At 64.4% G+C, this 12,840-nt stretch carries 11 protein-coding genes and 1 riboswitch; of the genes, 6 read left to right on the top strand and 5 right to left on the bottom strand.

Annotation, left to right across the window (positions count from 1 at the left end):
* The first annotated feature begins 532 nt into the window (after positions 1-532).
* From VW23_RS15310 to VW23_RS15330, 5 genes are all read left to right on the top strand, one after another.
* Positions 533-1,621 (top strand): polyamine ABC transporter substrate-binding protein, encoded by a 1,089-nt coding sequence (locus VW23_RS15310; protein ID WP_069910417.1) that lies wholly within the window; start codon positions 533-535, stop codon positions 1,619-1,621.
* A gap of 51 nt (positions 1,622-1,672) precedes the next feature.
* Positions 1,673-2,821, top strand: coding sequence for an ABC transporter ATP-binding protein (locus VW23_RS15315; protein WP_069910418.1), 1,149 nt, complete (start codon positions 1,673-1,675; stop codon positions 2,819-2,821).
* Between the two features lie 151 nt (positions 2,822-2,972).
* Positions 2,973-3,929 carry an ABC transporter permease subunit gene (locus tag VW23_RS15320; protein WP_069910419.1) on the top strand — a complete coding sequence of 319 codons (957 nt, stop codon included), beginning with the start codon at positions 2,973-2,975 and terminating at the stop codon, positions 3,927-3,929.
* The gene (locus tag VW23_RS15325) at positions 3,930-4,739 is read left to right on the top strand and encodes an ABC transporter permease subunit (protein ID WP_069910420.1); all 810 of its coding nucleotides are present in this window, start codon (positions 3,930-3,932) and stop codon (positions 4,737-4,739) included.
* Positions 4,740-4,853: 114 nt separating this feature from the next.
* Positions 4,854-5,003: riboswitch (FMN riboswitch) on the top strand.
* A 111-nt stretch (positions 5,004-5,114) separates the two neighbouring features.
* A complete protein-coding gene (locus VW23_RS15330) occupies positions 5,115-6,098 on the top strand; it encodes a DMT family transporter (protein WP_069910421.1) in 984 nt (327 codons plus the stop codon).
* A 203-nt stretch (positions 6,099-6,301) separates the two neighbouring features.
* Here VW23_RS15330 and VW23_RS15335 read toward each other — a convergent pair whose 3' ends face one another.
* The 4 genes from VW23_RS15335 to VW23_RS15350 all read right to left on the bottom strand — a co-directional run bounded on the left by VW23_RS15335 (position 6,302) and on the right by VW23_RS15350 (position 10,502).
* Positions 6,302-7,420 (bottom strand): Gfo/Idh/MocA family protein, encoded by a 1,119-nt coding sequence (locus VW23_RS15335; RefSeq protein WP_069910422.1) that lies wholly within the window; start codon positions 7,418-7,420, stop codon positions 6,302-6,304.
* 149 nt (positions 7,421-7,569) lie between these two features.
* Positions 7,570-8,475 (bottom strand): sugar ABC transporter substrate-binding protein, encoded by a 906-nt coding sequence (locus VW23_RS15340; RefSeq protein ID WP_055993770.1) that lies wholly within the window; start codon positions 8,473-8,475, stop codon positions 7,570-7,572.
* 82 nt (positions 8,476-8,557) lie between these two features.
* On the bottom strand, positions 8,558-9,571 hold the full coding sequence (locus tag VW23_RS15345; RefSeq protein WP_069910423.1) for an ABC transporter permease: 1,014 nt from the start codon (positions 9,569-9,571) through the stop codon (positions 8,558-8,560).
* 154 nt (positions 9,572-9,725) lie between these two features.
* Positions 9,726-10,502: an ATP-binding cassette domain-containing protein gene (locus VW23_RS15350; RefSeq protein ID WP_069910424.1), complete on the bottom strand. Its 777-nt coding sequence runs from the start codon at positions 10,500-10,502 to the stop codon at positions 9,726-9,728.
* Between the two features lie 243 nt (positions 10,503-10,745).
* Here VW23_RS15350 and VW23_RS15355 point away from each other — a divergent pair, with 243 nt between their 5' ends.
* A complete protein-coding gene (locus tag VW23_RS15355) occupies positions 10,746-11,591 on the top strand; it encodes a MurR/RpiR family transcriptional regulator (protein ID WP_141728350.1) in 846 nt (281 codons plus the stop codon).
* Positions 11,592-11,809: 218 nt separating this feature from the next.
* Here VW23_RS15355 and VW23_RS15360 read toward each other — a convergent pair whose 3' ends face one another.
* Positions 11,810-12,640 carry an SDR family oxidoreductase gene (locus VW23_RS15360; RefSeq protein WP_069910425.1) on the bottom strand — a complete coding sequence of 277 codons (831 nt, stop codon included), beginning with the start codon at positions 12,638-12,640 and terminating at the stop codon, positions 11,810-11,812.
* Positions 12,641-12,840: the final 200 nt, after the last annotated feature.

The raw sequence follows: 12,840 nt of genomic DNA on the forward strand, positions 1-12,840 counted from the left end.
ATGTATGACGTCGATGAGTTGACGAGTGTGCAAGATGTATACGTAACATGTTAGCCGTGTGCGTAAGTTTTTGTGTGCGATGGCGCCTCGCAAAGCTGGGCAGATCTGGCACAGTCTTTAACGTCGACATTCTGTGTGGATGTTCAATGATCCGGCACCAGATGGGTAAAAGAGCCAGCCCTTGCCCGACGTCGGATTTCCCACTAGGTTTCAGCCCGGCTGGAAGGCCTGTCGCGAGGGGTCACGTCACTGCTTACCGTCATTGTTGATCCGGAGCCTCCGCCGGATCGATGGGCGCCCGGCTCCGGGCACATTGCGAACCCGAATTCTCCCGGCGCGACACCCGCGCTGCTTGGCCTACCCTCCCGCGCACCCGCTCCCCGACATAGTCGTCACTCGAGCCAATCCGCACCCTTACATCGCTATTCGCCGGGCCCCTGCGCCCACGATCCGTCAACCGGCGCCCGCACGCGTCCGGACTATGAGGCAATAACCGCTGGCCACCCGCGGTACTGATCAAGGAGAGACCACCATGCACAAACCGCTGCTCATCGCCCTGGGAGCGCTGCTCGTCGCAACGCCGGCCCTGGCGCAGGACAATGTTGTCAACATCTACAACTGGTCCGACTACATCGCCGAAGACACCATCGCCAATTTCGAAGCCGAAACCGGCATCAAGGTGAACTACGACGTCTACGACAATAACGAGATCGTCGACGCCAAGCTGCTCGCCGGCAATTCCGGCTACGACATCGTCGTTCCCTCGGGCAACTTCCTCGAGCGCCAGATCAAGGCCGGCCTGATCCTGCCGCTCGACAAGTCGAAGCTGACCAACCTGGGCAACCTCGACCCGGCCGTGATGGCGACGGCCGCCTCGCAGGATCCGGACAACGCCCATGGCGTGCCCTACATGATCAACACCATCGGGCTCGGCTACAACGTCGCCAAGGTGCAGGCGGCGCTCGGTGACGGCGCGCCGATCGACAGCTGGGACCTGCTGTTCAAGCCGGAGGTGGTCGCCAAACTCAAGGATTGCGGCGTCGCCGTGCTCGACAGCCCGTCGGAAGTCACCGGTATTGCGCTGCACTATCTCGGCCTCGATCCGAACTCCGAGAAGGAGGAGGACCTCGCCAAGGCCGAAGCGCTGCTGACCAGCATCAAGCCGTCGATCCGCTACTTCCACTCGAGCCAGTACATCGATGATCTGGGCAACGGCGAAATCTGCCTGGCGCTCGGCTATTCGGGCGACATCTTCATCGCATCCGACGCCGCGGCGCAGGCCGCCCAGGGCAACGAGGTCAAGTACTTGATCCCCAAGGAAGGCGCCGCGACGCTGTTCGACTTCCTCGCCATCCCGATCGATGCGCCGCATCCGGACAATGCCCTGAAGTTCATCAACTACATCCTCGAGCCCAAGGTCGTGGCGGCGATCACCAATTACGTGTTCTACGCCAACCCGAACCTGCCGGCGCTGGAGTTCGTCAACGAGGAAGTGAAGTCGAATCCGGGCATCTATCCGCCGGCCGAGACCATCGCCAAGGCCTTCGTGATGAAGGCGCACTCGCCTGAGTTCGAAGAGGTCTTGACCCGGACCTGGACCCGCATCAAAACCGGTCTGTAATCTCCTTCAGGGGGCGGTCCCACAACCGCCCCCTTCCTCATCAGGTGCCGCATGGCCAAGAAGCCGCAGCTCGCCATCGACACGCGCCCCTGGCGCGATCCGTCGGCCAAGCCGTTTGTGCGCATTCGCAACGTCTCGAAGAAATTCGGCGACGTCTCGGCGGTGCACGAAGTGTCGCTCGATATCTATAAATCCGAGCTGTTCTGCCTGCTCGGCGGTTCGGGCTCGGGCAAATCGACGCTGCTGCGCATGCTGGCCGGCTTCGAGCAGCCGACCTCCGGCACCATTGAAATCGACGGCCAGGACATGACCGCCGTGCCGCCTTACCAGCGACCGGTCAACATGATGTTCCAGTCCTATGCGCTGTTCCCGCATATGAATGTCGAGCAGAACATCGCCTATGGCCTGAAGCGCGATAACATGCCGCGCAGCGAGATCGGCGATCGCGTCGCCGAGCTCCTGAGCCTCGTCAAGCTGCAGGACTACGGCAAGCGCAAGCCGAACCAGTTGTCGGGCGGCCAGCGCCAGCGCGTCGCCCTCGCCCGCTCGCTGGCCAAGCGGCCAAAACTCCTCCTGCTCGACGAGCCGCTCGGCGCGCTCGACAAGAAGCTGCGCGAGGAAACCCAGTTCGAACTGGTCAAGATCCAGGAATCGCTCGGCGTCACCTTCATCGTCGTCACCCACGACCAGGAAGAGGCGATGACGCTCGCCACCCGTATCGGGGTGATGAACCAGGGCGAGATCGCCATGATCGGCGAACCGCACGACATCTACGAGTTCCCCAACTCGCGCTTCGTCGCCAGCTTCATCGGCTCGGCCAACATGGTCGAGGGCATCGTCACCGAGGACGAGCCGGACCATGTCCGCATCCGCTCGCCCGAGCTTGGCTGCGACATCTATGTCGGCCACGGCGTCGACTGCGCTCCCGACCAGATCCTTTGGTGGGCCATCCGCCCCGAGAAGATGGCGCTGAGCCGCGAGAAGCCCGAGACGCTGAACGGCGCCAACGTCACCAAGGGCGTGGTCGAGGATATCGGCTATCTGGGCGATATGAGCGTCTATCAGTTGCTGCTCGACAGCGGCAAACGCATCCGCGTCAGCCAGACCAACACGGCGCGCGGCAATCCCGACGCCATCACCTGGGAAGAGCAGGTCTACGTCACCTGGGGCGACAGCTCCGGCTCGGTGCTGACGGTATGAGCGGGACAAGGTTCCAGCTTTGCCACCCCCACGGAGTCATTCCCGCGAAAGCGGGAACCTCTGTTTGCGGTGGTCGTGGCCAAACGAAGATCCCCGCTTCCGCGGGGATGACGCGGTGCGCATTGTGCAACCGCGAAGGGGACCTTCACCCATGACCCTCACCGGCAACCAGTTGCCGCCGCCGCGTCGCCTCCGGCCCTGGAGCGGGCTGGAGCGCCGGCTGCGTGACGTCGGCATTTCCGGCCGCACCCTGGTGATCGCCGCGCCGGCGATCTGGCTGACCGTGTTCTTCCTCGTCCCGCTCTTCGTGGTGTTCGGCATCTCGCTCGCCACCAAGCAGTTCGGCCGCCCGCCCTATTCGCCGCTGCTCACCACCGAAGGCGGCACCGTGCAGCTGACGCTGCACCTGTCCAATTACCTGAAACTCTTCACCGATCCGCTCTATGTCGCGGCTTACCTGAGCTCGATCCGCATCGCGCTGATCGCTACGGTGATCACCCTGTTCATCGGCTACCCGATGGCCTATGCCATCGCCCGCGCCCCGGACAAATGGCGCAACATCCTGCTGATGCTGGTGATCCTGCCGTTCTGGACCTCGTTCCTCTTACGCGTCTACGCGCTCTCGGGTTTCATGCGCGGCAACGGCGTGATCAACCAGATCCTCGCGGTGTTCGGCATTGAGCCCCTGGTGATGATGCAGACCAATTTTGCCGTCTATGTCGGCATCGTCTACACCTACCTGCCCTTCATGATCCTGCCGCTCTACACCACGCTGGTGAAGCTCGACACTTCGCTGCTCGAGGCCTCGGCTGATCTGGGCTCGCGCCCCTGGCAGACCTTCCTCTCGGTCACCCTGCCGCTGTCGCTGCCGGGGATCATCGCGGGCTCCATGCTGGTGTTCATCCCGGCGATCGGCGAGTTCGTCATTCCCTCGCTGCTCGGCGGCCCGGAAACGCTGATGATCGGCCGCGTGCTGTGGGACGAGTTCTTCGGCGCCACCAACTGGCCGCGCGCCGCGGCAGTCGCCGTCGCCATGCTGGTGGTCGTCGTCATTCCCATCCTGTTGCTGCAGAAGGCGCAGGATGCCGTGGTCGAGAAGGGCAAGTAGATGCGGCGCGGCTTGTTCCTTCCCATCGCGGCAACCCTCGGCTTCGCCTTCCTCTATTTGCCGATCATCTCCCTGGTGGTGTTCTCGTTCAACGAGAGCGATCTGGTGACGGTGTGGTCGGGCTTTTCGACCAAGTGGTATGGCAAGCTGTTCGCCGACGAGCAGATGCTGGGCGCCGCCTGGCTGAGCCTCCGCATCGCGTTTTTCTCCGCCACTTTCGCGCTGGTGCTCGGCACGCTTTGCGCAGTGGCTTTGGTGCGCTTCAAGCGCTTCCGCGGCCGCACCGTGCTCGCCGGCACCGTGTCGGCCCCGCTGGTGATGCCGGACGTGATCACCGGCCTCGCCATGCTGCTGCTGTTCGTCGGCATGGAATCCGTGCTCGGCTGGCCGGCCGGTCGCGGCATCGTCACCATCATCATCGCCCACACCACGTTCTGCATGGCCTACATCACCGTGGTGGTGCAGTCCCGCCTCTCCGACCTCGACTTGAGCCTCGAAGAAGCAGCGATGGACCTCGGCGCGACGCCGTTCCGGGTGTTCTTCGACATCACCCTGCCGATCATCGCCCCGGCTCTGGTTTCCGGCTGGCTGCTCGGCTTCACCCTGTCGCTCGACGACCTGGTGATCGCGAGCTTCGTCTCCGGTCCCGGCTCGTCGACCCTGCCAATGGTGATCTTCAGCAAGATCAAGCTCGGCGTCTCCCCCGACGTCAACGCGCTCGCCACCATCATCATCGGCGTCGTGGCGCTCGGCGTCGTCGCCGCCACGATCATCGGCCTGCGCAGCAGCAGCAAGGTGAAACGAGCCTGATCGGGCGTTTGCTGTTCGCTGTCGCTCCGCCCACCCCCAGTTTCGTCCTTGTGCCTGCTTGCGTCCGCGCCCTGTGAGGTCTATGTGAGCCCCTGTCAGCCGAGCGATCGGCCGGCAAGTTCTCAGGGCGGGGTGCAATTCCCCACCGGCGGTAGATGGGCCGAAAACCCAAAGCCCGCGAGCGCTTCCAGAGGAATCTGGAGGGTCAGCAGATCCGGTGTAACTCCGGAGCCGACGGTATAGTCCGGATGAAAGAGAACGGGATTTACGCTGGCTCTGCCGGCGCGGCCCCTCATTCGGAGGGTCTCCGCGTCGTCATTCCCCATCGCGATTCCCCGTAACCCTGAGGAAACAGGCTACGGAAAGGATCGTTTGATGAGCCAGGTTTCCTCGACTACCAAGTCTTCTGCCGCCACCGCCGGTGCCACCTTCATGCTGGTTGCGGCGATGGCTTTCGCCGGCTCCAACCTGCTGCAGTCTGTGCTGCCCACTCCAGTGGAGTATGGCGGCTACGGCATGAGCTCGACCGGCATGGTGTTCTGGCAATACCTGATCGCCGGCATTCTCAGCCTGCCGCTGATCTTCCGCATCGGCATCGACAAGCTCCGCACCAGCCACCCGTTGGCGCACGAGGTCCGCGCCTTCGTCTCGGCGCTCGGCGCGCATGTCTTCGTCTACGGCTTCGCCTCCGGCGTGCCGATCTGGCAGATGGTGACCCTGCTTGCCACCGGGCCCCTCTTCATCATCCTCGGCTCCACCCTGTTCCTCGGCGAACGCGCCTCCGCTGCCCGCCTCGTCGCGGCAATCGCTGGGTTCGTCGGCGCCATCATCATCTCGGACGTCACAGCCGGCAGCCTCGGCTGGACCGCCCTCGTGCCGATCGTCGCCGCCGCGCTGTGGGCCACCACTGACGTCCTCACCAAGTACCTGACGCTGAAGGGCGAGAGCCCCGAAACGCTGACCATCTCGCTGCTGGTGCTCATCACCCCGAACCACCTGCTGATCCTCGTCGCCGTTTGGGCGCTCGGCATCGGCGCCCCTGGCCTCCTGCCGGTTGGGCTGACAGACAACGTCTTCGCCCTCCCCTCGGGCACCGCCCTGTGGCTGCTGCTCCTGCTGGGCGTCCTTACCGGCTTTGCACAGTACCTGATGGCCTATGCCTACAAGGCCGCCGATGCCACCTACCTGCAGCCCTTCGGCGACACCAAGGTGCCGCTCTCGGGGCTTCTGGGATGGTTGATCCTCGGCCAGGTGCCGTCGGTCTGGTTCTGGCCGGGCGCGGCGCTGATCGTTGCCGCCTCGGTGTTCATCTACTGGGTCGAAAGCCGCAACCGCACCCCGACCCTCGCCACCGCCTGAGGCCGCTGCACGCCCTCAGGCTCCCGGGGCCGCCGTGACTGCGGCCTCGGGACTTACCCCTGTACTGATAGAGACGGCCCCCTCCCGGCCTCCCCCTTAAAGGGGGAGGTGAAGAGTCGAGGCTCTGTCTTCGATTGTGCCAAACACACCAGCGGAGCACCTCCCCCTTTTTTATGGGGGAGGATGGGAGGGGGCCGTCTCTGTCAGTCGACTGCCACCCACCGCCCCTCGCGGTGCGACTGCGCCATCGCGTGCACTGCCCGCTCGATCTCGAGCCCCTGCTCGAAGCCGACGATCTGCGCCGCGGCGTCGCCGCCGATCGCCTTCAGCAGCTCGTGGCACTCGATGATCTTCAATTCGTTGAAGCCCAACCCATGCCCCGGCGCCGGAATGAACCGGTCGTAGGGTGCATGCACCGGCGCGGTGAGGATGGTGCGAAAGCCCTGCTCCGCTGCGGCATCGCTCGCCTGAAACAGCTGAAACTCGTTCATCCGTTCCTGGTCATAGGCGATGGTGCCGTTCGAACCAAAGATCTGCACCGCGATCCGTCCCTTGCGGCCCCAGGCCGAACGATCGAGCGCCATCGCCCCGGAGGCGCCGTTCCTGAGCTCGAGCAGCACCGAGGCGATGTCCCAGGTCTCGACCTTCCGCCGCCCGCCATCCCGGCTCGGCCGATCGGCGTAGGGCATCGACAACTGCGCCATCACCCTTGTCACGCCGCCGAACAGGAACTGCATCAGGCTCAAGGGGTGGACGCCGAAATCGTCGAGCGCGCCATAGCCGGACGAGGCCTCGCTCTTCCAGTAGAACAGGGCCTCGGGGTCGGCCATGAAGTCCTCGTCCATCTCGAAGCGCACGTGGTTCACCGTGCCGATGGCGCCCTCGCCCAGCAGCTTCCTGATGTGCCGGATCACCGGGTTCTGAATGTAGTTGTAGCCGAGCGCCGTGACCTTGCCCGACGCCCGCGCCGCGGCAACCATCCGTTCCGCCTCGGCAAACCCCACGGCCATCGGCTTTTCGCACCAGACGTGCTTACCCGCCTCGAGCGCCGCGATCGCCATTTCGGCATGAAAGGCGTTGGGCGTCGTCACCGACACCACTTCGACCTCGGGGTCGGCGATCAGCGCCCGCCAGTCGGACGTGGATTTCTCGAACCCGAACTCCTCAGCCCGCCGCGCCGCCAGCTCCGGCGACACTTCCGCGAGGTGCACCAACCGCGGCTTCGGCCCATCGCCGAACACCGGCTTCACCCCATTCCAGGCCAGCGCATGGCACTTGCCCATATAGCCTGTACCAATCAGGCCGACGCCGATGCTGGTCATTCCTTAGTCTCCTTCGGAGGCGAGTAGCGAATGGCGAATAGCGAATAGCTTGGCGCCGCGACCCCACTCGCTACTCGCAATTCGCTTCGTGCAAGAAAAACGCCCGAAGCCCTTGCGGACCCCGGGCGCCAGGCGCTCTGGAGGAGAGCTTACTTATAGTCCGCGGCATTGTCCTTGGTGACCAGCACCGTGCCGGTGTCGATCCAGGCCTCGAGCGTCTTGCCGGCCTTCAGGTCGACCAGCGCCTGGATGCCGAAGCCGCCCATGTTGGCGGGCGCCTGCGCAATGGTTGCCGCCATGTCGCCGGCAAGGATCGCCGCCGCCGCATCGGGGTTGGCATCGAACCCGACAATGGTGATGTCGGTGCGGGCCGCGGCCTTCACCGCTTCCGAAGCACCCAGCGCCATATTGTCGTTCGAGCCGAAGATCCCCTTGATGTTGGGGTTGCCGGCGAGGATGTTCTCGGTCACCGACAGGCCCTTGGCGCGGTCCCACTCGGCGGTCTGCTCAGCGACGACCTTGAGGCCGCAATCGGTGAGGCCCTTCTTCGAGCCGTCGGCGCGCGCCTGCCCGGTCGACTGCGAGATCAGGCCCTGCAGGATCGCCACTTCCGAACCGGCCGCGAGATTGTCACAGAGGTACTTGGCAGCGAGCGCGGCGCCCACTTCGTTGTTGGTGCCGATGAAGGTGACGCCTTCATTGGTGCCGCGGGTATCGACGAACACCACCGGGATGCCGGCGGCCTTGGCCGCGTCCACCACCGGAGCGAGCGCGTTCGGGTCGGTCGGCGCCAATGCGATGCCGTCTACCTTCTGAGCGATCAGGTCTTCGATCTGGGTGATCTGCGCCTGCACATCGGACTCGGCCGGCGGCGCGACGACGATCACTTCGACGCCGAGTTCGGCGGCCTTGGCCTTGGCGCCGGCTTCCACCGCCGCCCAGAACGGATTGCCGGCGCCCGGGCCCTTCATGCCCAGCACATAGGCGGCATTGGCCGAACCGGCCATGGCGAGCAGCGCACTCAGCGCAACGCCCGTAAGAAGCAGTTTCTTCATGGGTTTTGGTCCTCCCTGAACCAATCATGTCTCCGTTGCCTTCGAGCCCCGGCCGGGAGACACGGCCTGGCTCAGATCCCTGTTATCTCCGGACGGCAGCGCGCCGCCGCAGCACGTCGATATAGACGGCGATGATGATGACGAGACCGATCAGGATCTGCTGCCAGAACGCCGAGACATTGTTGATGTTGAGCCCGTTGCGGAGGATCCCCATGATCAGCACGCCCGCCAGCACCCCGAGCACCGTGCCGCGCCCCCCGAAGAACGAGGCGCCGCCGATGATCACCGCGGCGATCGCATCGAGTTCGATGCCGATGCCGGCATTGGGAAAGCCGCTATCGGTGCGGCCGGCAAGCAGCAGGCCCGAAAGCCCGGCCATGAAGCCCGAGATCATGTAGACCACCACGAGGGTCTGATCGACATTGATGCCCGAGACCCGTGCCGCATGCGGATTGCCGCCGATGGCAAAGATGTGCCGGCCCATATTGGTCTTCTCGAGGAAGAACCACAGCCCAATGGCGCAGACCGCGACGAGGATCAGGCTCGCCGGGATCCCCGCCGGCGGCGGCAAGCCGAGCCCGAAATAGGCCTGGCCGATATAGCGCACCTCCGGCTGCAGCCCCGAGATCGGCGCGCCGTTGGAGATCAGGTAGGTGAGGCCACGCGCCACGTTCAGCGTGCCCAGCGTCATGATGAACGGGTGCGGCAGTTTCAGCACCGTCAGCCCGACGCCGTTCACCCAGCCGACCAGCAGTCCGATGGCGGGCCCGATCAGCAGCACGATCGGCCACGGCACCCCGGCCTTCGAGGCGACCGCCAGGCAGACCATCGAGAGACCCATGATCGAGCCGACGCTCAAATCGATGCCGGCGGTGACGATCACCACATACATGCCGAGCGCCAAGAGCGCCAAAGAGGCGTTCTGTTTGAGGATATTGGTGAGGTTCTGCGCCGAGAGGAACACCTCCGGCTTGATCACGGCGAGCACCAGCATCATCATCACGACGACGAGGATGATGCCGTAGACCTCGAGGAATTTCGACATGCCGGGGCCGCGCAGTGAGAAGCCGGACTTGGTGGCGGGAGTGTCGCTCATGACGCCGCTCCCACGGAACTACCCGTTGTCCACTGGGTCATCCCCGCGAGAGCGGTGACCTCTGTTTTTGTGCCCGTGGCAAAATCGCAAACGGAGGTTCCCGCGTTCGCGGGAATGACACCGTAGGTGGGGGACGTGTGGAGCATGATCCCCCTCAATGCATGTTGTCATGAGCGAGGGACGCCGTGTGACCCTTGGTGCCCATGATCCAGCCGATGACCTCGTTGCGCGAGGTTTTGCCGAGTTCCGCCTCGGCGAAATTGGTGCCCTGGTAGAGCGCCATCACCCGGTCGCAGCAGTAGAAGATGTCGTCCATGCGGTGCGAGATGATGATCACCGCCACCCCGTGCTGCTTGAGCGAGCGCACCAGGTCGAGCACCTTGCCCACTTCCTTGATGGCCAGCGCCGCGGTCGGCTCGTCCATGATCACGAGCTTCGCGTCGAACGCCGTGGCGCGGGCGATGGCGACCGCCTGCCGCTGCCCGCCCGAGAGGTCCTCGGTGTTCTGCTCCACCGATTTGACATGGATATGCAGCCGGTCGAGGTGATCGGTGGCCATCTGCCGCGACCGCTTGTGGTCGACGATGGTCAGCGGCCCGAACTTCATGCCGGGCTCGCGGCCGAGATAGATGTTCTCGTAGATCGGCATGTTCCCGGCGAGCGCAAAGTCCTGGTAGACCATCTCGATGCCGAGTTTCTGCGCGTCCTTGGGACTTCCAAACTTCACCGGCGCGCCACTGAAGATCAGTTCGCCCTCCGATGGCGTGAACAGGCCAGACAGGATCTTCATCAGCGTGGATTTGCCGGCGCCATTGTCGCCGACCACGCCCAGCACCTCGCCCGGCGCCACGTGAAAGTTCACGTCGCGCAGCGCGGTGATGGCGCCGAAATACTTCGATATGCCCCTGGCTTCGAGCAGCATGGCCGCCATGTGCTTGGGTCCTCCCCGACCTAAGCTGCAGCTCCGTTCTCGTTGAATGGAACGTCTAGTGCTGCATTCCCTGTTGATGGAATGTTTATTCCATTCTAAGTTCAGTCGTCAAGCACGGCGTGTTCCAAATTCGGCAGCGTTCTAAGCAGGAACATTGGAAAACCTCGGTGGCGCCGGCAGAAGGTCATGGACTTTGGCCGTGCTTTTGTTGGACTTTGCGACGGCACCCGCTATGAGGCCGGAATGGATGACGGGGAGATCAAGCTGGACGATGCCGTGCCGCGGGACTTCCCCGCGCTGCGCGCGCTGATCGCCGCCCGCGCCCCGACCCTGCCGCGCCGCCTGACCCAGGTGGCGAGCTTCGCCCTCGACAACCCTGATGACATCGCCTTCGGCACCGCGGCCAGCGTGGCGCAGCGTTCGGGCGTGCAGCCCTCGACTTTGGTGCGCTTCAGCCAGGCACTCGGCTATCAGGGCTTTTCCGACCTGCAGGAAGTGTTCCGGGCTCGGCTGCGCGATCGCGTGCCGAGCTACGAGGAGCGGCTGAAGCAGCTGCGCGAGCATGGCGGCTCATCGAAGAGCGGCCTGTTGCTGCAGGGCTTTGCCGATGCGGCCGAGCGCTCGGTTGCCGACCTCCGGCTGAAGCTCGACCCCGACACCCTCGATGCGGCTGTCGAGATCCTCGCCAAGGCAGAGACCATCTACCTCGTCGGCCTCCGCCGCTCCTTCCCGATCACCAGTTACATGGCCTACGCCATGGGCAAGCTCGGGATCCGCAACCTCTTGGTCGATGGCATTGCCGGCCTGGGCGCCGAGCAGATCGGCTTCATCTCGCCCCGCGATGCGGTGCTGGCCATCAGCTTCACCCCTTATGCCAGCGAGACGGTGAACCTCGCGCATGCCGCCAAGGCCCGGCACGCCAAAGTGGTATCGATCACCGATTCGATCTTCTCGCCGATCGCCCCGATCGCCGACACCTGGCTGGAGATTGTGGAGGCCGACTTCGAGGGCTTCCGCTCGATGGCAGCGACCATGGCGCTGGCGATGACGCTGACGGTGGCTGTGGCAAGCCGGCGCGGCGAGAAGTAGGACACTAGGCTCGGTGCCATCTCTCATTGGCGCGAAGCAGTGGCCTTGGAGGGCACTACCTCTCCTCCTCACCGGCCGTCATCCCAGCGAAAGCTGGGACCCAACCCGCAGCCCGTGCCAGCCGATGGATGGGTCCCAGCTTTCGCTGGGATGACACCTGGTGGGTGCGGGAGAGCCGTGCCTCACATGCCCGAGCTTTGGCGGGCCTGCTCCAAGCCTCAGTTCTTCTTCACCGGATACCCGGTCGCCAGCCCACCGCCGCCGGCGCCGACCACGGTCTGCTCGAACTCGACGCACGACCCGGTCATCGGCGCCGATTCGGCGCCGCCGAGGAAGGCGATGAGCCGCGCCACGTCTTCGGGCTTGATCAGCTTGCCGAACGGCCGCGACGCCTCGGCTTTCACCAGCCAATCATCGGCCGCATCGTGGAAGGTCTTCAGCGTCACATGCTCGCCGGGTGTATCGGCCCAGCCGAGGATAATGCCGTTGACCCGGATGCGCATCAGGTTGACCGCATTGGCGGTGTTCTTGGTCAGCGTCATCAGCGCGCCCTTGCTGGCGCTGTAGGCTGCGAGATTGGGCGAGCCGATATAGGCGTTGACCGACAGGATGTTGACGATCGTCCCCTCGATCTTTTCGCGCTGCATCACCTTGATGGCGTCCTGCATCAGGAAGAACGGCGCCCGCACATTGATGGCGAACATCCGGTCGTAAAGCGCGATATCGGTATCGAGAATGCTGCCGCGATCGGTGAGGCCGGCGATATTGGCGAGGATGTCGACCCGCCCAAACGCCTTGTCGGCGGCAGGAACGATTTTGGCCACCGCCGCCGGGTCAGCCAGATCGGCTTGAACGAAGATGGCTTTGGTGCCGGCGTCGTTCAGCGATTTGGCAACCGCCTCGCCCTTCTCGGCCTGCCGGTCGACGAGCACGACGCCGGCCGCCCCACGCTGCGCCAACAGCCGCGCCGTCGCCTCGCCGATCCCCTGCGCGGCCCCCGTGACAACGGCAATCTTGCCGGCAAATTGGGCGGAGGCATTCTCAGTCATGTCGGGACTCAAATTCTGTAAGGAAAGCGCCCGGACACTAGGGATTTGGGGGGCGTAAGCCAAGCCCCATCGTGCAGTGACGATGCTTCGCGTCAACCCGATGAATCCGAGCGGGCTGCACCCCTGTCCCCTCCCCCTAAGAATGGGGAGGGAGACCTTTCGACAAATATCGAGGCAGTCTTAGGGGGAGGGGACAGGGG

This window comes from Devosia insulae DS-56 (genome assembly GCF_000970465.2).
GTDB classification, from domain to species: Bacteria; Pseudomonadota; Alphaproteobacteria; order Rhizobiales; family Devosiaceae; genus Devosia_A; species Devosia_A insulae.

Bases quoted from the DNA above. Each gene is read 5' to 3' on its own strand.
- VW23_RS15310 (WP_069910417.1), top strand. From the start codon at position 533: ATGCACAAACCGCTGCTCATCGCCCTGGGAGCGCTGCTCGTCGCAACG.
- VW23_RS15315 (WP_069910418.1), top strand. From the start codon at position 1,673: ATGGCCAAGAAGCCGCAGCTCGCCATCGACACGCGCCCCTGGCGCGAT.
- VW23_RS15320 (WP_069910419.1), top strand. From the start codon at position 2,973: ATGACCCTCACCGGCAACCAGTTGCCGCCGCCGCGTCGCCTCCGGCCC.
- VW23_RS15325 (WP_069910420.1), top strand. From the start codon at position 3,930: ATGCGGCGCGGCTTGTTCCTTCCCATCGCGGCAACCCTCGGCTTCGCC.
- VW23_RS15330 (WP_069910421.1), top strand. From the start codon at position 5,115: ATGAGCCAGGTTTCCTCGACTACCAAGTCTTCTGCCGCCACCGCCGGT.
- VW23_RS15335 (WP_069910422.1), bottom strand. From the start codon at position 7,420: ATGACCAGCATCGGCGTCGGCCTGATTGGTACAGGCTATATGGGCAAG.
- VW23_RS15340 (WP_055993770.1), bottom strand. From the start codon at position 8,475: ATGAAGAAACTGCTTCTTACGGGCGTTGCGCTGAGTGCGCTGCTCGCC.
- VW23_RS15345 (WP_069910423.1), bottom strand. From the start codon at position 9,571: ATGAGCGACACTCCCGCCACCAAGTCCGGCTTCTCACTGCGCGGCCCC.
- VW23_RS15350 (WP_069910424.1), bottom strand. From the start codon at position 10,502: ATGGCGGCCATGCTGCTCGAAGCCAGGGGCATATCGAAGTATTTCGGC.
- VW23_RS15355 (WP_141728350.1), top strand. From the start codon at position 10,746: ATGGATGACGGGGAGATCAAGCTGGACGATGCCGTGCCGCGGGACTTC.
- VW23_RS15360 (WP_069910425.1), bottom strand. From the start codon at position 12,640: ATGACTGAGAATGCCTCCGCCCAATTTGCCGGCAAGATTGCCGTTGTC.